This window comes from Roseofilum sp. Guam (assembly GCF_017746735.1).
Classification (GTDB): Bacteria; Cyanobacteriota; Cyanobacteriia; order Cyanobacteriales; family Desertifilaceae; genus Roseofilum; species Roseofilum reptotaenium.
This window is the reverse complement of the sequence record NZ_JAGHZN010000018.1, coordinates 25,864-50,990: the sequence shown is the minus strand read 5'-3', so window position 1 is coordinate 50,990 and position 25,127 is coordinate 25,864. Positions and strand designations below refer to the sequence as shown.

Sequence of the window (25,127 nt, the reverse complement as noted above, 5' to 3'; positions counted from 1 at the left end):
ACTGTGCGTAAAGAAGTTTAAACCTTTTTTAGGATTCTGGTGTGTCCCAAGGCAATCGGCAATAAATTTTCTAATGAATAAGGGATACAACCGGTTCGTTGTATCCCTTCAGAGTTGTGAATCTGTTGGCTTTCAGGGCTATGCGTTATAAGCGAGTTTGCCAAACGGTGATCGCCCGTTGGGCCTCTGCATAAGCTGCTGTGTTTTCGGGAACCAATTTAGCTGCCGCGATCGCCTGTGCCGGACCATCACTGGCTAACCGACGGTAGGCAATTTTGAGGATTTCACTACTCCATTGGTTGGCCAGTGTTTGAGCTTGGTTATATCGGGGTTGATCCGCCCCAATGGTCTTCACCTGGGCGATTGCCTGATTATAAGAAGACGCTTGATTGGCCTTAATCTTACTACTGGCTTGTTGAATCACCACCTGATTCGCCTTGGCTTGAGCTGCCTGCTGTTGCCAAGTAGTCATTGAACTTTGGGCGGCTGAATAAGCCGAGACTTCGGGTGGCACCAGTTGAGCAGCGGCGATCGCCCCCTCAAACTGCCCTTGAGCTGCCCGACCCATGGCAATATCCATAATGGCTTGACTCCATAGCTCAATTTTTCCTTGAGCCTCAGCATAATTGGGATTATCTGCCGAAATTTTCCGCGCTTCTTCAATCGCCTTTACATACAGCGACGCTTGCTGAGAGCCTAAAATACTTGTCACCTGGGTCAAGGTTGGGGCACTCGCTGGCTGAGGTTGGGGAGCGGGAGCCGGTGTAGCTACAGTCGCTGGAGCTTGAGGAACCGCTGGAGAAGGAGCTGGAGTCGCCGCGACTGGAGAATCAGCCGGGGCAGGAATCACCACCACTTCCGAAGGACTTGCGGCAGGAGTTGGAGCCGGAGAACCCGCAACTGGATCAGTCACTGCTGGACTAGGTGGTGTTTCGACCGTAGTTAACGCATTACGATTGCGTAAAAAGACTCCTCCAATCAAAATTAGGGCAATACCCCCCCAAGCCAGAATCAGTAATCGCCAAAATTGTGCATCTTCTTCATTGGATTTGGGGTCTTGAGATTGGGGTTTTTTGTCAGGTTCCATAGGCTTATGAATATCTGTTGAGGTTTTCTGGGCAACAGGGCTTGGCTGAGGAATAACCCCAGAACCGGACGGAACACTTAGTGGTTCAGCGGTACTGGAACTTTGAGAAAGGGCTTCCTCTGTTTCGGTCTCCTCAATCGGTAAAATCACCCGATGAACTCGGCCGGGAGGATTCACCACCATCAAGGCTTGTTGGTTGGGTCGATTGTGTTGATCGCTCAATTCCATTAGCCGACGGTGCAGATAATGATCTAAACTCGCTAATGTACTGCATTGACCCGATCGCAATCCTTCCAGCAAAGCAGCCGTAAATAACCCTTGTCGTAATTCTAAGGTCTCTTGGGAAAATTGACCGGGTTGACACGAAAGAAGAGTGGCAATTTCTAGTTCTCGCGCTAAATTAGCGGTCTGATTCCCTAAAAGTCCCCCAATTTGCAAACTCGATGGCCGATTCATATCTAACACCACCAACAGATTTTGAGTCGGTAAGTTGGCGAGAGAGTTGAATAACCAAGCCATAGAGATTCCTGTGATGCTGACTTGATTGGGATCGCTGTCAATGGGCATCAAATAGTCTTGGCCATCGACACTGGAACCGTAACCACTAAAGAACAGCCAGAGGCGATCTTCTGGATCGAGCTGGAATTGTGGATGATTGCCACTAGAAATTTTCTCCATCCATCCTTCTATTGTGGGGCGATCCGGGTAAGTTGATTCACCCTGAATGGGTTGAGAAACCTCACTCAGGAGTAAGCATTGATCCAGAGATAACCCAGCTTGATACGTCCAAAAATCACAAAATGCTTGGGCATCTTGTTGGGCATAGCTTAACGGCTGGAAATACTGATACTGATTAATGCCGATGGCGATCGCCCTAGTTTTTCCCATGACCCACTCCTAATATACCTAGTGCCTTGATGGTTAGTGTCTTTGAATTTGTCTTTAATGTATCGGGTATTGTCCTTGGTCACAAGAGGGGGTTGGATGGGGGACATGGGCACACTCGAGACCCAGAGATGGAGGAGAATGGGAGAGAGAAACCTTGACTCATTTGCCTATTGCCTATTGCCTATTGCCTATTGCCTTCTGTATAATTGGAAGGTTGTGGAAAAATTGCCCTCTTAAAAGGGACTCTGACATCCTATGGCTGTTCCAAAGAAGAAAACCTCTAAAACAAAACGCAATCAGCGTCGCGCTGTCTGGAAACGCAAGGCAGCACTAGAAGCCCAGAAAGCTATGTCTCTGGGTAAGTCCATCCTTACGGGACGATCCAATTTTGTCTATCCTTCTGATGAGGATGAAGAAGAAGAGTAAATTGCCTATCAAAACTGGGGAAAGGTCTGGGAATGGGTGGCATCAGGTCACCCATTCTTGACTATTATAGAGAGGAAAACCCTCAACGCTTTGTGGTATGGCAATTGGTAAATTTTTCAGCAAACCCGATCCGTCCTTGCAAGATCGCACTCCACCTGGGCAACATCTCAGTAAGGGGTTTCCCGTCCTCACCTATGGGGAAACGCCCGAAGTTACGGCCGATGCCTGGCAATTGAAGGTATGGGGATTAGCCAAAGAAGTGAGCTTCACCTTCTCCGACTTGATGGCGATGCCCCAACATGACTTCACCAAAGATTTTCATTGTGTTACCCACTGGTCAAAGCTAGATGTGCAATGGCGTGGGGTTCGGGTTATGGATTTCATGAAACAGGTAGACCTTAACCCTACAGCGACCTATCTGATGCAACATGCCTATGGAGGATATACCACTAATCTGACTCTGGAGGATTTCTTAAAAGAAGATAACTTCTTTGCACATACTCTCTTTGGTGAACCTCTATCCGCAGACCATGGGGGCCCCGTTCGCCTCGTCATCCCCCATCTATATGCTTGGAAAAGCACCAAGTGGATTCATGGTTTAGAATTTCTCGATCGCGAAGAATTAGGCTTTTGGGAGAGTAATGGCTATCATCATCGGGGAGAACCCTGGGCACAAGAGCGATATAGTGATAGCAATCGATAATGGCTTAGGTAAGCTCTAACTCAATAATGAATGCTGTTCCTTCACCTGATTGAGATTCACATCGCAACTGTCCATTATGGCGTTCAGTAATAATTTGTTGGCTCAGAGATAGTCCCAATCCTGTTCCTTTACCCAGGGGCTTGGTGGTAAAGTAAGTTTTAAAAACTTTCTCTTGAACCTCTGGAGTCATACCTGTACCATTATCCACAATGCGAATCTCTACGCGATCGCTAGAAGATAAGGAAGTCGTAATCTGAATCTGGGGATCTTCCGTCTTATACCCCCCTTGTTCGAGTCTTTCTTCGATCGCATCGATCGCATTACTTAACAAGTTCATGAAAACTTGATTGAGTTGTCCCCCATATCCGACAACCTGCGGAATTTCACCATAGTGTTTCTGTACTACAATCTCCGGTTGACTGCCTTTCGCTTTCAAGCGATTATGTAAAATCATCAAGGTGCTATCCAAACCTTCATGCAAATCAACCGGTTGCAGAGTTTGATCGTCTGCACGGGAAAAATGACGCAAACTCCGAACCAGTTGATTAATGCGGTTGGCTCCCACTTCCATAGAAGCAAGAACTTGGGGTAAATCTGCCACCAAAAACTCTACATCTAGATTCTCTTGGGCCTGTTGAATTTCGGCCCCAGGTTCTGGATATTGGTTTTGGTAGAGTGTTACTAACTCTAACAAGTCTTGAGTATAGGCGATCGCGTGGGTCAAATTCCCACAGACAAAACTGACTGGATTATTAATTTCATGGGCTACTCCCGCAACCAACTGCCCCAAGGAAGACATCTTATCCTGTTGTACCAATTGACTTTGGGCCAGTTGTACTTGCTCTAAAGCCTGTTGCAGCGCTTCGGACTGTTGACGATAAGAAGTCTCTGACTCTTTAAGCGCCAATTCTGTTTGTTTGCGATCGGTGATATTCTGAACTATCCCTTCATAATATAGAAGAATTCCTGACGGATTCCGCACTTCCCTAGCCGTTTCCGAAATCCAAATCACTTGGCCATCCGGTTGGCGAATTTGGGATTCAAAACCCCACACCTGTCCGTATTTCGTTAATTGCTCTACAAACTCCTGGCGACGGTCTCTATCTACATACAGATCTCCTACTCGAATTCCCTCATTCTTCAGAGCTTCTACAGTAGAATAACCATAAATCCCAGCCAGAGCCGGGTTCGCACTGATTAACTCACCCTCTGGAGTGCTTTGAAACATTCCCTCCATGGCATTCTCAAACATGGAGCGATATTTTTCTTCTGCCTGCCTCCGTTTGGCAACCTCATCCGCTAACTCTAAGTTAGCTTGGGCCATTTGTTGGGTTCGTTTCACCAATCTTTGATGGATATTGGGGGTTGAGCGGGGGTCAATGCCCTCAGAAAAATTCATCCGTCGAATATAGGTCTCAGGTTTTGAGTAGTGTTCATACAAGTACATAGCATCGTTTCCCCTCTAGATTTACGCAACTCTATCTATTAGTATCTAAGAATTCATGAAATCTTGATGTGACAATACCCTAATCAACTGGTGATTATTCGCTCAAAAAGGTGTGATATGAATTACAGACAAATTCAAGCATTAAGTCGGATACTTTGGAGGTCTCCACTCAACATTGTCCTGAATTCTTTAGGGTGGATTGGAGCAATCGCCTTATATTTCCTGGCTTTTCCCGCTCTAGCTGCCGAACTTAGACAATGGCAATATGACCCCCTAAAGACTCAATTGGAATTAATCTTCCAAGGAAAAATAACACCTCGCTACTTTGTTGTCGAGAATCCCCTGAGAATTATTTTAGAATTACCAGATACAGAAATTCAAGTACCTACGGATCGCAATTTTTACTCAGGATTGATTCAGGAAATTTCCTTAGAGACTTCAGAATCCGATAAAACACAGTTAATTTTATACTTATCTCCTGGGGTGACATTAGCCCCAGAATCAGTGCAGATCGAATCCTCTCCCACATCTGCTGGATTCTATAGAACCGTGATTCGTCCCTTGATTACTCAAGATCGCTCAACATCAACCCTAACCCTCCCTCCAGCCACATTTGAACCTCCAGCCAATCAGCCCCTCGTCTCGGTTCCTCCCCTATTTCCCCGTCAGTCCCAAGCGCCAACTGGCAATACGGAAGAACCCACCCCTGGAGCATCAGCCGCTTCCCTGGTCACCCAGCCGGCATCCGTAGAAACGACACCAGATTTAGTCGGAATCAGAAGGCGATCTCTCCCTCAAGCTCCTGCCCCCACTTTGGATGTGCCCCCTATCCGCTCTACAGTGATTCCTACCATCGAGTTTGGGCAAGATTTGCCCTCGTCGAATTCAGGAACCAGAATTGCTCAGAATCCTAGATCGTCCCTCCCTCGCGGAACTCGTTTAAAATTGCGCTATCCAGGCCAGGAGAGCATTTACCTCACTCCCGGTATTCCCCTACAAGAAGTGTTAATTGTTCATGAAGCCATCACAGATCGGCAGGGGAGTTTACTGATCCCCGTAGGAACACGGGTAATTGGGCAATTTGAAACCCAAGGCCAACAGAGTCGCTTTCAAGCCACTGCGATTATTCTAGGCTCTGACCGTACCTTCCCCATTCAAGGACAATCGGATCGCCTGACTTCTGTCAATCCTAATCTGCCAGTCATCATTCAACCCGGACAGATCATCGAGATTCGCTTATGATCGCGGCCAGATTTCCATTAAAATTTATCGCTAAAGACAACCGGACAGAATCGATATACTACAATCGTGTTATCCCCATTGGGATAACATCTGTTTAATCTTGTGCGACTGCTCAGGGAGAGAGAGCCTATCGATACTATCTACGGCAACATTCAAGGATTAAAGCCGAGTCAACTCAAACAATTGCAACGGTTGTATCATCAACGGCTACCGGGCGATCGCCTAACTACGTCCGAATTTGCCCAGCGCGTTGCTGCCATTAGCTCAGATATTAATCAACCCGTCTGTAGCTACATTAACCGTCGCGGCCAAGTCATTCGCGTGGGGGTGGGCAGTCCCCACCAAACCCAGATCCCCCCTCTGGAACTGCCTCGATATGGCATGGAAAGACTGAGCGGTATTCGCTGTATTGCCACCCAACTGAAGCAGACTCCGCCCAATAAGTCATCGCTCACTGCCATGGCTTTACAACGGTTGGATGCTCTAGCGGTGTTAACCCTCAGTGGTGGGGGTTCCTATCGCAGTGGTAAAGGGGCGACTGGTTATGTCAAATCGGCGTATCTAGCCCATTTAATCGCCGATCCGCAAACGAATTGGATTCTTTCTCCTCCTGTGAGTTTGGAGGAATTGACTGATTCAGATTTTCTGGACTTGGTAGAAGAGCTAGAAAATGAATTTCGTCGAGAAGCGGTTGCACAAGCGGTTGATACGGAGCAAGACCGGGTATTATTGGTGGGTCTACAGGTGGATCGAGCTAGTCCTGAACGGTTCTCAGAAGGGTTGCAAGAGTTAGCTCGGTTAGTGGAAACGGCTGGCGGTACTGTTTTGGAAACGATGCAGCAGAAGCGATCGCAGCCCCATCCGCAAACCGTTGTTGGTAAGGGTAAGGTCTCGGATATTGCCTTAACCGCCCAAACCCTAGGAGCCACCTTGGTCGTATTTGACCGGGATTTATCCCCAGCCCAAGTGCGAAATTTGGAAACCCAAATTGGTATTCGAGTCTTAGACCGTACTGAAGTCATTTTAGATATCTTTGCCCAACGGGCCCAGTCCCGTGCCGGGAAACTCCAGGTGGAGTTAGCACAACTGGAGTATATGTTGCCTCGGTTAACCGGGCGCGGTCAAATGATGTCTCGGTTGGGTGGAGGTATTGGAACCAGAGGCCCAGGGGAAACCAAATTAGAGACCGAGCGGCGGGTCATTTCACGACGCTTGTCTCGTTTGCAACGGGAAGTGAACCAACTGCAAGCTCACCGAGGTCGTTTGCGTCATCAGCGGCAACATCGGGAAATTCCGGCGATCGCCATTGTTGGCTATACGAACGCAGGTAAATCCACCCTGCTCAACACCCTAACCAATGCTGAAGTTTATACGGCTGACCAGTTGTTCGCTACCCTGGATGCCACCACCCGCCGTTTAGTTGTTCCCCATGCCGTTACTGGAGCAGCGCAAACTATTCTAACGACAGATACCGTGGGATTTATCCACGAACTGCCCCCTCCCCTAGTGGATGCATTCCGGGCGACTTTAGAGGAAGTCACTGAAGCCGATGCCCTATTGCATTTGGTCGATCTCTCCCATCCTGCGTGGGAACAACAAGTGGAGTCGGTAACTACCCTGTTATCGGATCTGGCGATCGAACCTTGTCCTAGTTTGATGGTGTTTAACAAAATCGATCGCGTCGATGGCGATACCCTGGCTCTAGCTCAAGAAAACTATCCCCAAGCTCTGTTTATCTCCGCTAGTGCGCGTCTGGGTTTAGAAACCCTGCGTCACAAACTCGGTCAACTGGTTCATTATGCTGCCCATCAAAATTAGGGAATAAAGAGAAATTCCTTGTGAACTTATGCACCTCCAATACCATCCCAAACATGACTTACCCTCAGCTCAAGATTTACCGGACTCGGATGAAACCCCTGTGGATAATCAGAAGTGCATCAACTAAAGGGAGGTGAATATCAGTTATAGCAGAGAAAGAGTCGGTTAGGACTCCGGTTCAATACTGAAACCGAGCTAACATAACCTATTCCCTATTCCCCATTCCCTATTCCCTAGCGCGCAGCGCTATAGATTACTACGCTCTTCTCACCCAACCGTTAATCGTAAACCGACTATCGGTAAACTTTTTCGAGGGACAACGCACCGGTAGGACTTCATGTAAATAACGACTGAGGAAAAAGACAATACTGTTATGTCGGGGTTCAACCGTTTGGTACGTATCTGCTTTAGCATAATACCCATTTTTGATGGTACTGTCGTAAAGGAGTAGCTCCCCCCCACTAAAGTTTTTGGGTTGATTATGGAAATAGTAAACATAGGTTAGCTCTCGGGTGGCAGTATCTGGAGAGCCATTATCATTATGGAGCCTAAAATAATGACCATCATTATGGGCGGTTAATTGGGCTTCCACATCGTGGGGTTCAAACAGGGGGCGATCGAGTTGGGGTAAAACTTCTGGTATTATCCCTTTTATCCGTTCAATCATCATCTCGGAGAATTCGGGGAAGTGATAGAGAACGGTGGAATAGCGATAGTCTGCTTCTCCAGTGGATGTAGTGGTACTCGTAAAATCTTTTTGACGTTTTTTGACATATTTGAGTAAGCGATCGCACTCTTTGTCACTCAGGAAGTTATCTAAATGGACAAAGCGGGAGGTAATGGTATTCGATATGGGAGCCGGGGGTTGAGGTGCAGGAGTCGCCATCTGCTGTGTTTTCTGTTGCACATATAATGGCGGCTCTGTAAGGACGCCAATGAGTTGATGACTGGGAAAACAGAGTGCTTGGCGATCGTCATTTAAGGGAATTTGAAATAATTGAGAACCAGAGCTTCCCTGGTTTCCTATTTGGGCAGCCAAGACTTTCATCACCGCTACCAGGATAGGAGAATTGGAGGGCAGAGACAGGGTATACTGATGACCTCCAGCTAAGAGCAGGGTGACTTTAATGGTTTGAACTGCGGCTACTGATGTTTGGCTACTCATTGGATGAACAGTGTAGAGTTGATAGTGAACAGTTGATCGTTATCTTACGATCGGGGAAGTCCCTTAATTCAGAAATTCTATACTTTGAATCTCCGATGTCCAAAATTTCCATTCACCCTTATATTTTTTTAAGGTATGAAGTATAATCAGTTGGTTATCCCTAAATTGAGCATCACCTCCAATTTTGGTCGTCGTTTGAGTGGCCATGATTTGAGCTTTATCACCCGTGATTTCAACAATTTCCCAATCGTTCACTTCATATCTTAAATCCATTAAATCTATGGAATAGAGCACCGTTTGTTCTGTGATTTCCCATTGGGGAGAATCCGGGTGCATCGTGTTCATATATCTCTCAACATTTTCTGCATTGATAGCGTTTAAGTTTTCGTCGAGTAAGGCTTGGATTTTTGCTCTCTCTTCAACTTCTTTAGTCTGAGATGAATCTTGTTCATAGCGTGGGTTGAATACGTCAGTCGCAGACGCGATTGTCGGTAAAGACTCAATCGAGAACAAAGTAATAATGGAGGCTAAGGCAATTTGATAAAACATAAATAGTTAGATTAAAAAGCTAAAGGTTATTTGATTCTATAGCGCTTCGCGCTAGGCAATAGGCACGAATAGCAATAGCTTGTATGGCTTAGGGTCTAAGGCTTAAAGCTATACTTCATAGAAGAGAGAAAGGTTATAATCTTTTCTTATCTCTCTATCCTCCCATCTCCACGTCTCCCTATCTCCCCATTCCCTCATCCCTTCTAAAGTCTCGGCGGAATGACATACCACCCATACCAGTGATGAACGGCTAACCAAGTGACGGATAAGAGGGCAGCTAAACTTAAGGTTAACCCACTATAGGGAACCAATAGCCCTAAAACGGGTAAAACGGCTCCGGAGATAGTGGCAATGAGTGCAGCAGAGGATTCCCGACGATTGTCACCTAATCCCCAAGCTAGGGGAAGTAACACAAAAGAGAGGAGAACCCAGGATAGTTCTGGGCTAAGGACGCGACTGGCGTAGGTGAGGGCAAAAATACAGGCGAAAAACACGCCACAGGCGATCGCCACATCTCGCAGTTGCAAAGGTAACGATAAATACAGCAAGCCAATCCACCAGAGCAATAAACCAGGAGTGAGTAACAGTAGACGGGGCAAGACTCCTGTTCTGTCCACAGGACTCGTAGCGGTAAATACACCGAAGGGATTACGGACAGAAACGTTATCTTCAAATACCCAGATAAACCGTTTACCTTGTCCTTCTTCGAGGGTTTGAGTGGGGACGATACCACTGGCAAAATCAGCTTTAGGAAAATTGGCGATCGCCGTTAACTGAAAATTGGATAATAATTGTCCATTGGCATTATAGACCCATCGCGGAGACCCTTGAACTTGATAAGTAACCCGAAATTGGGCAGTTTCTTTAGACTCTAAGCTAAACGGAAAACCGTAATCTCCGGGATTAATGGGTTCTAAACGCTGCCCATCGCGATCGATACGAAAATTCTGGAGGATCGTATAGCTGTAGGGAGGCTGGATTTCAAAGAAAAAATCCTCCTTCTCTCCCAAGAGATTCGTCACCTGATACTGAGCATCAAAAGAAACCTGATAAACCGGGAGATTCGTTTGCACATCCATCACCTGATTGAGCAATACGTCAATCTCAGAAGCTTCTAAAGTCAAATAGCGGTTGACCTCTCGGACTTCCTCCACCTCCACATACTCACCCTCTACATATTGGCTATAGCGATAGGTTTCATGGATAGTGTAGCGCACTTGGGGAGCAGCCTGTTCCAATCTCTCCCTAGAGAGGATCTGGGCAGATTCAACGACTTTGGCTTGTTCCCAATGATGATAGCGGTTGGCTAGGGTTGTACAGAAGAAAAAGCCAAGGGCGATCGCGACTAACAGTACCACACCATGTTGCAGAAGTTCCAAAAGCAGATCATAGCGTTGTAACCATTTATGCGTCCAAGCCGAAGGATCTCGATCCCGTCGTAGGGCAAAACCCAAAGCCGCTAAGACAAAACCAAATCCTGCCACCACCAGAATAAAAATGAGAAAAGCATTAAAAATATGACTGCCAAACTGCATTAATTCGTCGGCATGGGTAAGATCGGGTAAATTGGGAATGCCTTCAGGAAGTCTAAACATAAGATCTTATAGCGCTTCGCGCTAGGGAATAGGGAATAGGGAATAGGGAATAGTAATGCAGTCATCATATATTCTTATGACTCTTGCCTCTTGCCTTTTGCCTTTTGCCTGACTTCTGTAAGAAGTCAATGTCCACTATCGACTATTCACTGGCTATGGATCACTATCAGAACCATACAGATCAAATCGATATCTTGGTGGTTGATGACACTTCAGCGAACTTAAGTGTACTCACCCAACTGTTATCGAAAGAAGGCTATAAAGTCCGAGTTGCTCGTAATGGTGAGTTTGCCTTACGCTCTGCATTGTCTTCTCCTCCAAGTCTGATTTTATTGGATATAATGATGCCAGAAATGAATGGCTATCAAGTTTGTGAGTATCTAAAATCCAACCCTAAAACCCAAGATATCCCGATTATTTTTTTGAGTGCTTCTGATGAAATCTTGGATAAAGTGACAGCGTTTGGAGTGGGAGGGGTCGATTATATTACTAAGCCTTTTGAAGGGATAGAAGTTTTAGCCAGAATTGAAAATCAGCTCCGGTTGCGCTCTCTACAACTGCAACTGCAAACCCAAAATCAACATTTATACGCAGAAATCGAAAAGCGCAAGTCTATCGAAGCCTCTTTAGCTCAATCCCGTTCCCTACTATCAGGAATCTTAAACAGTTCCCTAGATGGTATAGCGGCCTTAGAAGCTATCCGAGATCATCAAGAAAAGATAATTGATTTTCGCTGCTTATTGCTTAACCCTATGGCCTATCAATTATTAGGCCAATCTCAATTATCGAGTAAATCGTTATTGCAAGCCTTGCCGGGTTTAAAACTCGATGGGCTATTCAATGAGTTTATCTCAGTGGTAGAAACCTCACATGCGATCCAAAAAGAAATTTATTATGCTCATGATGACATTGAATGTTGGTTTGAGATTTTGTTAGTCAAACTTGGAGATGGGTTAACGGTAACGTTTCGGGATATTACTAAGCGCAAACAGATTGAGTTAGCCCTGGAGAAAGCGAATTTAGAATTAACCAATCAAGCGAATCTGGATGGTCTGACTCAAATTGCCAATCGTCGCTATTTCGATCAGTATTTGGCCGAGCAATGGCAACAGTTGAAGCTAGAGCAACGGCCTTTGGCGTTAATTTTGGCAGATGTGGATTATTTTAAGCTCTATAACGATAATTATGGCCATCAAGGGGGCGATCGCTGTTTAATTAAGGTAGCTCAAACCCTTTCCCATCATTTACCGACAGCCGAAAGTTTGGCCGCTCGCTATGGGGGGGAAGAATTTGGGATTATTCTTCCCCAAACGTCCTTGGAGCAAGCGGCTCAAGTCGGAGAGAGTCTTCGCCAAGCCATTCATACACTCAGGCTTGATCATGCCCATTCTCAGGTGTGTTCCTGGGTAACGTTAAGTTTAGGAGTCAGTGCGGTGGTTCCTGGGGATATTCAATCTCCGGAGTTACTCATTGCTCAAGCTGATCGTGCTTTATATCAAGCGAAACAAAAAGGACGCGATCGCCTAGAATGTGCCTAGTGGACGGCCTCAATTAAAATGATGCATAGCTTTATTCCTCCCCATCGCTTTTTCCCTTATTTAACTTGGACCGAGATTCGGGATATGCCCAATAAAGAAAATGTGGTGATTGTGCAACCTATAGGGGCAATTGAGCAACATGGACCTCATTTACCCTTAATTGTGGATTCGGCGATCGCCACTGGAGTATTAGGAAAAGCCTTAGAACTCATTCCCGAAACACTACCAGTATACGCCTTACCCACCCAATATTACGGCAAATCTAACGAACACATTAACTTTCCAGGAACCATTACCCTCAGTGCCCAAACCTTGCTTGCGGTACTCAAAGAACTAGGAGAGAGCATTTATCGCGCTGGTTTTCGCAAACTTGTTTTTCTCAACGCCCATGGAGGACAACCTGAAGTTATTAGCATTATTGCCCGTGATTTGCATCTCCAATACCCGGATCTGATGGTCTTTCCCCTCTTTGTCTGGCGCGTTCCCAATGCATCGGGTGAACTGCTCAAACAACAACCCCATCCAGAATTAAGTATTCACGCCGATCTGGGAGAAACCAGTCTTTTGCTCTCCCTACTCCCCGATCAAGTGCATATGGAACGAGCCGTGAAAGAATATCCTCAAGGGTTACCCCCAGAAGATAGCCTACTGTCTATGGAAGGAACACTCCCCTTTGCTTGGGCAACCCATGAACTGAGTCAAAGTGGGGTATTTGGCGATCCAACAGGTGCAACCTCTGAAATTGGCGATCGCCTCCTCGACTCCCTGGCTCAAAGTTGGGCACAAGTATTCCAAGATATCTATAATTTTTCTAAACCCAACCTAGCGCCGCGACACAACTAATTTGATGCATTGATGGAATAGCTTATAGATATTAATCGTAAATCACTAGAGCTTGAATTAAGGAATAATCTGTACAAGTTAGCCTTGAAAACAATAAAAACAGAAGCTGATCTTAAACTCAATAGGCTTTTGAAAACGATGTCGCTTATCTTACTATCAAATTGATTTATTCGTGCCACACACCAATCTCCGTATCCCCGTGTCTCCGTGTCTCTGTGTCAATCCTCTGTAGCAAGCCTTTTAAAGATTTGATATGAGTATAAATCCCCTTGGACAAATATTCGTTCCACTGTGGGCTGGAAATCGATCGCTTCTCAACTGTCCCCAACCCTGATAAAATAGAGTCTTTGCTTCCCTGTCCTCTCTGCTGAAACACTCAAAAACCTGATCGTTCTCACCATCAGGTAAACATCAATGTTAGGATTGCCACAGAGAAGAAACGAAAAGATGTGTCAATAAAAGGTAACGAACGGCATGGTAGAGATAGACAAGTCAATATCCTTTGATGGACGGGATATTCGGCTCAAAGTAGGAATTCTTGCGCCTCAAGCTGGTGGTTCAGTTCTGATCCAATCGGGAGATACAGCAGTTTTAGTGACGGCAACTCGTGCTGAAGCACGGGAAGGAATCGATTTTCTACCCCTACTGGTTGACTATGAAGAGCGACTCTATGCTGCGGGGCGAGTCCCAGGTGGATTTTTGCGTCGAGAAGGAAAACCCTCGGAAAAAGCCATATTAACCAGTCGCTTAATCGATCGCCCCTTACGTCCCCTGTTTCCCTCCTGGTTACGGGATGATATTCAAGTCGTAGCCACAACCCTATCGATGGATGACCGGGTTCCCCCCGATATTTTAGCGGTCACTGGCGCGTCCCTAGCGGTGATGTTAGCGAAAATCCCCTTTTACGGGCCCATGGCTGCTGTACGAGTGGGATTAGTTGGCGATGATTTTGTGATTAACCCCACCTATACAGAAGTGGAGAATGGTGACCTCGACCTAGTGGTGGCTGGATCGCCCGATGGTGTGATTATGGTGGAATCGGGAGCCAACAAACTGCCAGAACAAGATATCATCGAGGCGATCGATTTTGGTTACGAAGCGGTTTGTGACTTAATTACTGCCCAACGGGAATTAATGGCAGAAATGGGCATCGAATTAGTCATTCCCGAAGTCCCTCAAGAAGATGAAACCCTAACGCAATTTATTAGTGATCGCGCTACGGAGAAAATTAAAGGCATTCTTTCCCAATTTGACCTGGATAAACCCACCCGCGATCAGCTCCTAGACGACATTAAAGAAACTGAAGTCTCCTCGGCGATCGCCGAACTCCCAGAAGACGACTCCATTCGTCAAGCCGCAGAAGCTGATGATAAGGCGATCTCCAAAACCTTCAAAAGCTTGACGAAGAAGCTGATGCGTAAACAAATTGTGGACGACGGAGTGCGTGTCGATGGACGCAAACTCGATGAAGTTCGTCCCATCTCCTGCATGGTTGGCCTATTACCGCCTAGGGTTCACGGTAGTGCTCTCTTTAACCGAGGATTAACCCAAGTGATGTCCATCGTCACCCTGGGAACCTCTGGAGATGCCCAAGAACTCGATGACCTGCATCCCGATGCCCAAAAACGCTATATCCATCACTACAACTTCCCTCCTTATTCTGTGGGAGAAACCAAACCCATGCGATCGCCCGGTCGTCGGGAAATTGGTCACGGCGCTCTAGCAGAACGGGCCATTATCCCCGTACTACCTCCTAAAGATGACTTCCCCTATGTGATCCGGGTGGTCTCTGAAGTTCTCTCCTCCAACGGTTCCACCTCCATGGGATCGGTCTGTGGCTCAACCCTAAGTCTCATGGATGCCGGTGTCCCCATTTCTCAACCCGTGAGTGGTGCAGCCATGGGCCTGATTAAAGAAGGGGATGAAGTGCGTATCTTGACCGACATCCAAGGCATCGAAGACTTTCTTGGCGATATGGACTTTAAGGTTGCCGGAACTGACTCCGGAATTACCGCCCTGCAACTGGATATGAAAATTACTGGATTACCGGTAAGTGTGATTGCTGATGCGATTAAACAAGCCAAACCAGCCCGGTTACATATCCTAGAAAAGATGACCGGCACCATCAGCACCCCTCGCGAAAACCTATCGTCCTATGCCCCTCGGATCGTCACATTCAAAATTGACCCCGAACGGATTGGCTTAGTGATTGGGCCGGGTGGAAAAACGATTAAGGGCATTACGGAACAAACTGGAGCTAAAGTCGATATCGAAGATGATGGCACGGTCATGGTCTATAGTTCCGATCCGGAAAAAGCTAGACAAGCTCAATACCTGATCCAAAACATGACGAAAAAGCCTGAAGAAGGGGATGTTTATCTGGGCAAAGTCACTCGTATTATTCCCATTGGCGCTTTTGTCGAGTACCTTCCGGGTAAAGAAGGCATGATCCATATTTCCCAGTTGGAAGATCGACGAGTCGGTAAAGTCGAAGATGTGGTGGCTGTAGGCGATGAAGTGATTGTCAAAGTGCGCGATATTGATAATAAAGGACGCATTAATCTGACTCGCTTGGGCATTCATCCGGAGGAAGCAGAAAAGGCTAGACAAGAGGTCAAATCTTTTAGCTAGTTTGCCCAGAAGACCACACTATACCGAAAGGTTAGTGTGGGAATAGGTCATGTTTTGAGCGTTAGATCAAGTCTGGTTAATTGGCTATGATGCCATGCTTCACCTTGGGCAACAGGCACTCTTGCAATGTTCTACCAGAACAATGCAGGAGTGCGTTTCAATTCCTGCATTGTTAAACTAATTACTCGAACTTGATAGTATTACCTTTGCCATTACCTATGGCCTGATTCCAACTTATCCTGACTCGGATACTCACGGCTGTCAAAGAAAAAAGTGTTGTTAGTATCCGCTAGTATGAGTCACTATAGTTTATTGGCCCTCAGTCTATTGGCCCAAGGCACAGGTAGCAATCTGGGGGATGGACTGCTCACCGTTCTGCCAATGGATGAGTTCGTTCCTCCCGTATCCGATGCTTCCTCCGATCTGTCCTTAGCACGAATCGTTGAGGAAGTGTTAGATACTTTGCCTACAGTTGATGACTTTCAACCCCAGTTTAGTCAATCGAATCGGGTAGCTCAGTGGAGTCTGGATCGACCGGCGAGTTTATGGCCTGTAACGCCCCAAACCGTAACCTCTGCGGCTGCCGTTGAATGGCGGCCGGTATCCGGGAAGCAATTGTATCAACAAAGACTGGCGGCGTTGAAGGCAGGGAAAATCTATACTCGTTTGTCGGTTAATAGTTTTGCCGATCGCTGGACCAAGGCAATAGAACAACCGACTCATCAACAATGGCAATGGTTATTAGAGCTAGAAGCTAAGGCGATCGCCAGCGGTCAAGGAAAAAATCGCTTAAATGTATTGGTGGGAGACTCCCTCAGTGTTTGGTTTCCCCATGACCAACTCCCCCCAGGTAAATTATGGCTGAATCAAAGTGTCTCAGGAGAAGCAACTCGACATATTCTCCAACGCTTGCATTTTTTCAACTCCACCCAACCCGATCGCATTTTTGTTTTAGCTGGAATTAATGACTTGCGTCAGGGAGTCAGTAATCAGGTCATTATCCAAAATTGGCGCACCATGGTGGAAACCTTACGCCACAAGCACCCCAACTCAGAAATTATTCTCCAGTCCCTGTTACCCACAAGATTAGAGGCGATTGGAAATGGGCGTATTCGTTATCTTAATGGACAGTTAGCGGCGATCGCCCATCAAGAAGGAGCGACCTATCTCGATCTCTATTCTCAATTTACCGACGACCAAGGAAACCTAGACCGGAATCTAACGACTGATGGCATTCATCTGAGTCGCCAGGGTTACAGCATTTGGCAGCAGGCACTCCACGAGTACGAAAATCCCCAACTGCTGGATCGAGGCTATCATGCGATCGAAATTGAGGGTGCGATCGGGGGATAGGGAGACACGGGAACACGGAGATGGCCTATTGCCTAGCGCTTCGCGCTATATTTTTTAGATTTCCTTCCACTCTTAACTTGTCCATAACCTATTCACCCATGTTATCATATAGATAACGTATAGATAAAAGATAGGCTGATGACTGCCAAACGTAAGTTAGTCACCTTTAAGACGGATGAGAAGCTTTGGAAAGATTTCAAAACCGTTTGTGGCAAAACCACCGCTACAGAAGCATTTATCAGCTTTATGGAGCGCTGTGTAGAACAGGGAATACTACCCTCCGATCAACCGACCCCCGAACAGTACGTAGCCCTAGAACAACGGGTTGCTACCTTAGAAACGCTTGTGATCCAAGGACAAGAACAAATCTTAAAGTTGAGCAAAAACATGAATCAACCTCAAAGTCGTGTTGCAGCCAATTCGTCCAAAAAATAATCCCAGTTAATAAAGGAATTTGAAACTATGCTAACTCCTGAGCAAAAGATTTTAGTCATCTACAACGCTTTAAGCGATTTAAAAAGCATCCTGAGCCTTTTGCAAGAGAGTGGCTATCAAGTGCAAACCCTATCCTATAGAGAAGGGCAATCTACTAAAATTCTAAAAGATCGCCCTGACTTAATCTTAATTGATCGTCGTGAGGCACATCCGGAAAATCTGGCATGGATTACGTCCTTATGTGGTCAAGCTGTGATGAAATCGATTCCTATGGTAGCGATGACGACCTTAGAAGATCTCATGGATCATTATCCTTTTTATCTCGATTATCAAATCGATTACTTACTCAATCCCTTTGAAGCAGAAGAATTATTATCGCGATTAGAAACCCATTTCCAAGTGTCCCATCAATTTCAAGACCTTCACACTCAAGAAGAACATCATTCTCCTTCTCCTGTCGCTGATTACCAACCTCTAGAACTAACCTGGATCGATCATCTCAATCATGAGATTCGCACTCCCTTACATGGCATTTTAGGTCATATCCAAATGCTCTATCGTGAGTCGGATCTAACTCCACAACAAAAATCTCACTTAGACAGCATTGAAATCTGTAGTCATCAAGTTCTGCAAACTATGCATCGGATGCTTAATCCCTTTGAAAGAGAGGAATTCAGGGAATATAAGAGTTTAGCTTCTCAACCCTCTATAGAAGTTTCCTTAGAGGCTTCTCAGATTCCTCCCAGTGGCGAACTGATAACCCTATATAATGCGGCTCAAATTGGCGATATTGAGGTCATTGAACAGGAAAGTTTACGCTTGAAAGCTTTAAGCCCGAGCTATTTGAAATTTGCCCATTGCATTCTTGAGTTAGCTGAACAGTTTGAAGATAAAAAAATTGTGGAGTTGATTCGGCAATATGCTTTCTTAGAGCAACGGGTCAGTTGAAGCTCGAGTGGTAGAAAATCGTAACGCTATACTATAGCAGTTCTCTTTTCAGTGATTAAATTAAGGGTAAAACGAGCAAGGTCGTTTAACGGCTATTGGTAAGAGAGCCTGATACTCTGAATTACTGATAATATAGGCACCGAACCGAGCTAAATGGGGGTTCATCATTTGTGCATCAAAGAGGAGAAAGTGGCGATTGCGCAACCATTCAACTAATTTGACCATGGCTACCTTAGAGCCATCGGGAATCCGAAAAAACATGGATTCCCCAATAAAAGCCCCACCAATGACGATACCTAAAATCCCTCCAGCTAGGGTATCATCCTGCCAGGTTTCAAAACTATAGGCCCATCCCGCGCGGTACAGAGCCAAATAAATAGCTTTGAGTTCTGAGGAAATCCAGGTTGAGGGGCGATCGGCACATCCTTCTACAACTGCCTCAAAATCACGATTAATGGCTACCGAAAACCGGTTTTGGTTCAGAACGCGTTGCAGGGATTTCGGATATCGGAAGCGATCGTCGAGGGGGATCAGAGTACGAGCATTACTTGAATACCAGCTTAAGGTCGAGGATTTTTTTTCATCCTCGTCTTCGGACATCAAGAAAAAGCCTTGGCGATACCCGTCAACAATTAAGGGGATATCATAATCCATAGTATTCTACTATAATTCATCAATCTGAAGGTGGCTCTTCAAGGAAAGGGGAAAACTTGGTTGTCCCGATTGAGTCGTGCTGTTTACCTCTCGGCTTGTCCATTGACAAAACGGCGAAAGACCTTAACTTATTATTTATAACTATTCCCCATTACTGATTACCCCTTACCCGAAAAAAGCACTATATCTATGACTGAACCGATTCAACCGATTACGTTACCTCTAGCTAGAGATGCACAACAGGAGGGACAATGGTTACAAAAAACCCTGCATCAGTGGCTCGATCGAGAGTTTCTACCAGAACCAGTCAATCATCAGATTGCCCAGCGAGCCACCCAAGTCTATGTACGACATCGATTGGAAGGGGAAACAGATCTCGGTTCCCTAGTGATTGCGATTGTCACTGAAATGCAGGGATTTGATTTTTCCGAAAGCTTTTATGGCGAATTTGCGATCGCCAATGCAGTAAGTGATTTATTGCTTCAAAGTCTAGGGATTGATACTTGTTGTGGTCAAGGCTAGGGATTGTCAGCCAATCCCTATCTCTAATCTACCAACTGGATTTGACCACTCCTGGTAATAGCCCCTCGTGGGCCATTTCCCGAATCACATGGCGAGATAGGCCAAAATCGCGGTAATATCCTCTAGGACGGCCTGTCGCCCAACAGCGATTGCGCAAACGACTGGGAGCACTATTACGGGGGAGACGTTGGATTTGACGATGGAGTTCAAATTTTTCCCCTGGATCATCAGCTTTCCGGAACTGCTCAAGTAACTCTTGGCGCTTCTGAGCATACTTCTGTACTAGCTTTTGGCGTTTCTTTTCCCGCTCGATCATACCCTTTTTAGCCATGGGTAACTGGTTCACCTCTGTTCTAAAGACACCATCTTCCATTATAGCACGCTCCTTAGATTGTCACCACTACTGAGATTAAAGGTTAGACCTTAAAAACTATACCCTTCTGTGCGTCTGAGTGTTTCCGTGTTCTCCTCACCCCACCGGCTTAATGGGAATTCTAATTACAAATTCCGTTCCTTTTCCAGGTTCCGAGAAACAATCAATGTTTCCCCGATGTTTTTCGACGACAATCTGATAACTAATTGACATGCCTAATCCTGTTCCTTTACCGACCGGTTTAGTAGTAAAAAACGGATCAAATAATCGGCGTTTAACTTCTTCCGTCATCCCTTGACCATTATCTTGAATTCGGATCGCCACATGGGGAGTTTTCCAATCCTTGGGTTTTCCCCGGTCTGTCACAATGGTAATTTGGCGAGGTTCTGCTCGATTTTCCAGAGCATCAATACTATTACTAATGATATTCATAAACACTTGATTGAGTTGACTGGCGTGACATTCAACCTGGGGCAAATCACCATAGTTTTTAATCACATCGATGCCACCAAATGAGCCTTTAGCTTTCAGACGATGCTGCAAAATCAGCAAGGTATTATCGATGCCCTCATCAATTTGAACCGGTTTCATTTCCGCTTCATCTAACCGGGAGAAATTCCGGAGTGACAGGACAATTTGACTAATTCGATCCGCTCCCACTTTCATCGAATTGAGCATTTTCGGTAAATCTTCGCGCAGAAAATCAATATCAATATCTTCGGATTCGTCCAGAATGTCTTCATCCGGTTCTGGATAGTGTCTCTGATACAGTTCTAAAAGTCTTAATAAGTCTTCAATATAATTACTGGTATGAAGAAGATTGCCATTAATAAAATTAACGGGATTATTAATTTCATGGGCAATACCCGCCACCATTTGTCCTAAGCCTGACATTTTTTCAGTTTGCACTAATTGCGCTTGAGTTTGTTTGAGCTTTTTCAAGGTCTGTTCTAATTGTTGAGCTTGGGCTTGGGCATGGAAGGCAGCGGCACGGGTTTGGGTATAGAGTTCAGATTGGTCAATGGCGATCGCCAGTTGGTCACAGGCTGCTCGTAACAGTTCCACCTCACTATCGGTCCAGACTCGCGATTTGTGACATTGACTACAGACAATTGCCCCCAATTGACCGGTGTGAGTTCGCAAAGGGACTAATAATTCTGACATAATGCCAAATTTTTCTAATAATTCTTGATGATAGGGATGTTCATCACTATTGATCCGGGTATCATCAATGCGGAAAATATCCAAAGACTGGAATTTCTCCACCACTTCCTCCACTTGAGTAATGGGATATTCACCTAATAAACTGGGTACATCTCGCTCTTGAGCTTCATGAGTAATCGTTAAAATAGGTAGATGAATGGATAGACTATCTTTTGTGGGTAAAATGCACCAGAGAAAATGACAGCTATCAATTTGCAAAAGATTGCGAATTTCATGGACGGCGGTATCTAGAATAGTATTAAGATCTAAGGACTTACGAATTTGACTGGCTAATCCAAATAATAAGCCTTCTCGACGGCTAATTAATTCAGTTCTTGCCCAAGAGCGGTCAATAGCTAAAGCGATCGCATCAGAGATCCACGCTAACATCTGATAAACGTCTTCGCTGAAGGGATTTCGACCGAAGACTGCTAACACCCCCAATAAGCGCTCTTCGACAATCAGAGGATATCCAGCAAAGGCTTGGATCTGTTGATCAGAAATCCAAGCCGGAGCGCCAATGCAAACATCATTAGCCGTATGATTGGTACAGTAAGCCTGTTGGCGGGTAGCGATAAATCCAATCACGGAAATACCTAAGGGGATTCTAGCCTGTAGGGGATCCGTTAAGGTAATTGACCCAGCTAAGGCTTGCAATTCCAACATTTGACTTTCGGCATCAAATGTCCAAATTCTAGCACCAATCGCTTCGAGTTGCTCAATTAAAATTTGCGTACAGCGATCTAAAAGTGCAGGTAAATCTCCGCCTTGTCCTAAAGTTTTTCCGATTTCAGCCGCTAAAGTAGACAGTTGCGATCGTTCTAATAAAGCGGCTTCTGCTTGTTTACGTTCGGAAATATCATGGATAGAAATCGATAGACCCTCTATGTAGGGATAAATGGCTACTTCTAACCATCTAGTTAAACTAGAGTGAAATGTTTCCAAATGTCTTGCTTTCTGCTCCAAAGTAGCTTGGTCACATTCCGGTTTCAAGATTTTTTGCCAAAATTCGGGCAATAAATCCCACAAGGGTTGTCCTAAAACTTTGTGCTGTTCTGAAAACAAAAGGCATTGAGCTTGGGCATTAACATACGTTACATGATTTTGTTGATCGACCGTTAAGAGGGCATCACTAATACTTTCTAAAATCTTAGTGATTTTTTCTGCCTGTTGTTCAAAGCTTGCTTGGGTATCTTGGCGCTCGGTAATATCACGAGAAACTGTAATTAGTTCTTGGAGTTCGTGGGTTTGGGGATCATATAATCGGCCAATGGTGGTTTCAAACCATAAGTAATGCCCCTGTTTATGGCCCATCCGATAGGTTAGGATGCAAATATCTGCGGGATCGAGAAGACGTTGACCTGCTTTTTGTAAGCGTTGTAAATCTTGGGGATGGAATAAACCTTCGACGTGGGTTCCCAGCAGTTCTTGAGGGGTATAACCGAGTAGTTTTTCACAAGCGCCAGAGGCATATAAACAAATTCCTTGGGGACTATAGCGAGCGATTAAGTCTTGCGTATTGTCGGTCATAATCCGATGGCAGTCTTGACTTTCTTGAAGTTGAGCTTCGATTGGTTGGCCATCGCTTAGAGCTTTAGGCGTGAGTTCAATGAGCCAGAATTTAGGCGTTTGGGATAAGGGGGTAATCTCTACATTAAGCAACTTTCCGGGAGTATTTTGGAGCGTCCAAGTATAGTCTTGGCGATCGCTCATGGGTAGAAGGGTTTCTAGACTGACTTGCTCTAGATCCGAAGGGAAAAAGAACGTCAGAGGTTTACCGACTAGATCCTCTATGGCAGCATTGTGGAGTTTAGCATAAGCATAATTGAGATAGATTAAGGTTGCGTCCTGGTCAACAATGCCCATCGCTACTGAACTTTGATCCCAAACTGCTGAGAGCAGGAAGGTTTGGGGTATCATGGTCAGGTCAGTAAATTCAGATTGTGCCATACTCTTAAGTCTCTCAGCAATTACAGCATGAAGCGCTGGAATAGGTCATGGGTAATCGGTAAACCGTTTTTAACCTTAAAAGCAAAAGCCCCCATTGATCGAGTTTTGGAGAGGTTAGGATAGATGCTAGATCTAAATTTTACTCGAAGATCCCACTTAGTTCTCGTTACATTGGCTAAATGCTTGATCCTACACAAGCAAGATTGAACCTCCAGTCTACTCAATGGCAGGGAAAATTATCGGTTCAGTATCAGTTGTCTGCGGGCCGAACCTATCCCGTTGTTGAGGAGATGGTTGCACCTCTGAAGCTGCAACGTCCATTTTACAACCTAGGATCGGGTAACTGCCAAAGTGTTCTTTTGCATACGGCAGGGGGATTAGTAGGTGGAGATCGCCTTTCTGTCTCCCTGCATTTAAGGCCAGAAACGTCTGTATTCTGGACTACACCTTCCGCAACTAAAGTTTATCGCTCTGCGGGAGAAATGGCTCAAACTCAGGTACAGATCCGGATTGAAGCAGGTGCAAGCTTAACTTGGTTTCCTTTGGAGACGATTTTGTTTAACGGTGCTCTTTATCAGCAGGATCTTCAGGTGGAATTATCTCCTGGAGCGATTTGGTGTGGCTGGGAGTGGACAAGGTTGGGGCGCACGGCCCTAGGGGAGGGTTTCGATCGCGGACAATGGCGCTCTCGAACTCAAGTCACCCAGAAAGGAATGCCCCTATGGATTGATGCCCAGAGTAGCTTGACCCAGCAAAGAGCTTTAGACGCTGATTATGGCTTGGGAGGATATCCTGTGGTGGGATCGTTCTGTTGGTTGGGGAGGGAGATCGGGCGATCGCTCCTAGAAGAGATACAAGCCTTTTTGCCCCGTTCTGAAAAAAAGTTCTCCGTTGGGGTTACTCGACTGCCTCAAGGCCTCCTCTGTCGCTATCGAGGATATTCTACGGAAGAGGGAAAGCGTTTGTTTATGGGGATTTGGCAGATTTTGTCTCCAGATCGGGGACGAGACAAAAAATCTATGAACAGAATTTGGCTATTATAGCATTAAGTCTTAATTATGGCATTTTGATCGAAAATTGTCAATAAATGCTATAAAAAAAGATAGATTAATCGGCTAAGGGACTATGCAACTCACTCCCCAAGAAAAAGACAAATTGTTGATTTTTACGGCGGCGCTATTAGCAGAAAGACGTAAAGAAAAAGGGTTGAAGCTAAATTATCCGGAAGCTGTGGCCTATATTTCATCGGCTATCCTCGAAGGAGCAAGGGAAGGGAAAACAGTAGCAGAACTGATGCAATTGGGAACAACCTTGTTAACTCAAGAAGATGTGATGGATGGGATTCGTGAAATGTTAGCCGAAGTGCAAGTAGAAGCCACATTTCCAGATGGCACAAAATTAGTTACAGTCCACGATCCAATTCGTGCATGAGGTAAGGTTTATGATTCCTGGAGAACTGTTGGTTGAACCTGGAGAAATTGAACTGAATGCCGATCGCCCCACGGTGACGATTTCCGTAGCGAATCAGGGCGATCGTCCAATTCAAATCGGCTCCCATTTCCACTTTTATGAAGTCAATTTAGCTCTACATTTTGAGCGAGATCGGGCCTTGGGAATGCGCTTAGATATTCCGGCTGGAACGGCTGTCCGTTTTGAACCAGGGGATGAACGGGAAGTGAATCTCGTTCCCTTTGTAGGCGATCGCCAGGTCTATGGCTTCCAAGCTCAGATTAATGGCCCTTTACCTAAGTGACAAC

At 45.6% G+C, this 25,127-nt stretch carries 22 protein-coding genes; 14 read left to right on the top strand and 8 right to left on the bottom strand.

Annotation, left to right across the window (positions count from 1 at the left end):
* Window positions 1–145 precede the first annotated feature (145 nt).
* Window positions 146–1,975 carry a caspase family protein gene (locus tag J7529_RS08840; protein WP_318728679.1) on the bottom strand — a complete coding sequence of 610 codons (1,830 nt, stop codon included), beginning with the start codon at window positions 1,973–1,975 and terminating at the stop codon, window positions 146–148.
* Between the two features lie 255 nt (window positions 1,976–2,230).
* On the opposite strand from J7529_RS08840, the gene rpmF reads away from it, so the two are divergent.
* Both rpmF and J7529_RS08830 read left to right on the top strand, forming a co-directional pair.
* Window positions 2,231–2,401 (top strand): 50S ribosomal protein L32, encoded by a 171-nt coding sequence (gene rpmF / locus J7529_RS08835; RefSeq protein WP_271940070.1) that lies wholly within the window; start codon window positions 2,231–2,233, stop codon window positions 2,399–2,401.
* Window positions 2,402–2,498: 97 nt separating this feature from the next.
* A complete protein-coding gene (locus J7529_RS08830) occupies window positions 2,499–3,104 on the top strand; it encodes a sulfite oxidase-like oxidoreductase (RefSeq protein WP_318728678.1) in 606 nt (201 codons plus the stop codon).
* 4 nt (window positions 3,105–3,108) lie between these two features.
* Here J7529_RS08830 and J7529_RS08825 read toward each other — a convergent pair whose 3' ends face one another.
* Window positions 3,109–4,503: a sensor histidine kinase gene (locus J7529_RS08825; protein ID WP_318728677.1), complete on the bottom strand. Its 1,395-nt coding sequence runs from the start codon at window positions 4,501–4,503 to the stop codon at window positions 3,109–3,111.
* A gap of 165 nt (window positions 4,504–4,668) precedes the next feature.
* Between J7529_RS08825 and J7529_RS08820 the strand changes: the two genes are divergently transcribed.
* On the top strand, window positions 4,669–5,793 hold the full coding sequence (locus tag J7529_RS08820) for an AMIN domain-containing protein (RefSeq protein WP_318728676.1): 1,125 nt from the start codon (window positions 4,669–4,671) through the stop codon (window positions 5,791–5,793).
* 102 nt (window positions 5,794–5,895) lie between these two features.
* Window positions 5,896–7,611, top strand: coding sequence for a GTPase HflX (gene hflX / locus J7529_RS08815; RefSeq protein WP_318728675.1), 1,716 nt, complete (start codon window positions 5,896–5,898; stop codon window positions 7,609–7,611).
* Window positions 7,612–7,867: 256 nt separating this feature from the next.
* Here hflX and J7529_RS08810 read toward each other — a convergent pair whose 3' ends face one another.
* The 3 genes from J7529_RS08810 to J7529_RS08800 form a co-directional block, all read right to left on the bottom strand.
* Complete coding sequence (locus J7529_RS08810) at window positions 7,868–8,776, bottom strand: 2OG-Fe(II) oxygenase (RefSeq protein ID WP_318728674.1); 909 nt, start codon at window positions 8,774–8,776, stop codon at window positions 7,868–7,870.
* Between the two features lie 63 nt (window positions 8,777–8,839).
* Window positions 8,840–9,325 carry a hypothetical protein gene (locus J7529_RS08805; protein ID WP_318728673.1) on the bottom strand — a complete coding sequence of 162 codons (486 nt, stop codon included), beginning with the start codon at window positions 9,323–9,325 and terminating at the stop codon, window positions 8,840–8,842.
* 203 nt (window positions 9,326–9,528) lie between these two features.
* Window positions 9,529–10,920 (bottom strand): hypothetical protein, encoded by a 1,392-nt coding sequence (locus J7529_RS08800; RefSeq protein ID WP_318728672.1) that lies wholly within the window; start codon window positions 10,918–10,920, stop codon window positions 9,529–9,531.
* A 155-nt stretch (window positions 10,921–11,075) separates the two neighbouring features.
* Between J7529_RS08800 and J7529_RS08795 the strand changes: the two genes are divergently transcribed.
* From J7529_RS08795 to J7529_RS08770, 6 genes are all read left to right on the top strand, one after another.
* On the top strand, window positions 11,076–12,458 hold the full coding sequence (locus J7529_RS08795; RefSeq protein WP_318728671.1) for a diguanylate cyclase domain-containing protein: 1,383 nt from the start codon (window positions 11,076–11,078) through the stop codon (window positions 12,456–12,458).
* A gap of 18 nt (window positions 12,459–12,476) precedes the next feature.
* The gene (locus J7529_RS08790; protein ID WP_318728670.1) at window positions 12,477–13,301 is read left to right on the top strand and encodes a creatininase family protein; all 825 of its coding nucleotides are present in this window, start codon (window positions 12,477–12,479) and stop codon (window positions 13,299–13,301) included.
* A gap of 474 nt (window positions 13,302–13,775) precedes the next feature.
* Entirely contained in the window at window positions 13,776–15,932 is a 2,157-nt protein-coding gene (locus J7529_RS08785) for a polyribonucleotide nucleotidyltransferase (protein ID WP_318728669.1), read from the top strand.
* Window positions 15,933–16,205: 273 nt separating this feature from the next.
* Window positions 16,206–17,285: a GDSL-type esterase/lipase family protein gene (locus tag J7529_RS08780; protein ID WP_318728668.1), complete on the top strand. Its 1,080-nt coding sequence runs from the start codon at window positions 16,206–16,208 to the stop codon at window positions 17,283–17,285.
* 138 nt (window positions 17,286–17,423) lie between these two features.
* Window positions 17,424–17,720 carry a hypothetical protein gene (locus J7529_RS08775; RefSeq protein ID WP_318728667.1) on the top strand — a complete coding sequence of 99 codons (297 nt, stop codon included), beginning with the start codon at window positions 17,424–17,426 and terminating at the stop codon, window positions 17,718–17,720.
* A 27-nt stretch (window positions 17,721–17,747) separates the two neighbouring features.
* On the top strand, window positions 17,748–18,668 hold the full coding sequence (locus tag J7529_RS08770; protein WP_271940058.1) for a histidine kinase dimerization/phospho-acceptor domain-containing protein: 921 nt from the start codon (window positions 17,748–17,750) through the stop codon (window positions 18,666–18,668).
* A gap of 60 nt (window positions 18,669–18,728) precedes the next feature.
* Here the strand turns inward: J7529_RS08770 and aat are convergent, their stop codons facing one another.
* Window positions 18,729–19,322, bottom strand: a complete 594-nt coding sequence (gene aat / locus J7529_RS08765) for a leucyl/phenylalanyl-tRNA--protein transferase (RefSeq protein WP_318728666.1) — start codon at window positions 19,320–19,322, stop codon at window positions 18,729–18,731.
* A gap of 189 nt (window positions 19,323–19,511) precedes the next feature.
* On the opposite strand from aat, the gene J7529_RS08760 reads away from it, so the two are divergent.
* Window positions 19,512–19,844, top strand: coding sequence for a hypothetical protein (locus tag J7529_RS08760; protein WP_271940056.1), 333 nt, complete (start codon window positions 19,512–19,514; stop codon window positions 19,842–19,844).
* Between the two features lie 28 nt (window positions 19,845–19,872).
* Here J7529_RS08760 and rpsN read toward each other — a convergent pair whose 3' ends face one another.
* Both rpsN and J7529_RS08750 read right to left on the bottom strand, forming a co-directional pair.
* Window positions 19,873–20,175 carry a 30S ribosomal protein S14 gene (gene rpsN, locus J7529_RS08755; protein ID WP_271940139.1) on the bottom strand — a complete coding sequence of 101 codons (303 nt, stop codon included), beginning with the start codon at window positions 20,173–20,175 and terminating at the stop codon, window positions 19,873–19,875.
* Between the two features lie 138 nt (window positions 20,176–20,313).
* Window positions 20,314–23,370, bottom strand: coding sequence for a PAS domain S-box protein (locus tag J7529_RS08750; protein WP_318728665.1), 3,057 nt, complete (start codon window positions 23,368–23,370; stop codon window positions 20,314–20,316).
* Between the two features lie 179 nt (window positions 23,371–23,549).
* On the opposite strand from J7529_RS08750, the gene J7529_RS08745 reads away from it, so the two are divergent.
* The 3 genes from J7529_RS08745 to J7529_RS08735 all read left to right on the top strand — a co-directional run bounded on the left by J7529_RS08745 (window position 23,550) and on the right by J7529_RS08735 (window position 25,123).
* Window positions 23,550–24,413, top strand: a complete 864-nt coding sequence (locus J7529_RS08745; protein WP_318728664.1) for an urease accessory protein UreD — start codon at window positions 23,550–23,552, stop codon at window positions 24,411–24,413.
* Window positions 24,414–24,495: 82 nt separating this feature from the next.
* Complete coding sequence (gene ureA / locus J7529_RS08740) at window positions 24,496–24,801, top strand: urease subunit gamma (RefSeq protein WP_271940053.1); 306 nt, start codon at window positions 24,496–24,498, stop codon at window positions 24,799–24,801.
* 10 nt (window positions 24,802–24,811) lie between these two features.
* On the top strand, window positions 24,812–25,123 hold the full coding sequence (locus J7529_RS08735; RefSeq protein ID WP_318728663.1) for an urease subunit beta: 312 nt from the start codon (window positions 24,812–24,814) through the stop codon (window positions 25,121–25,123).
* Window positions 25,124–25,127: the final 4 nt, after the last annotated feature.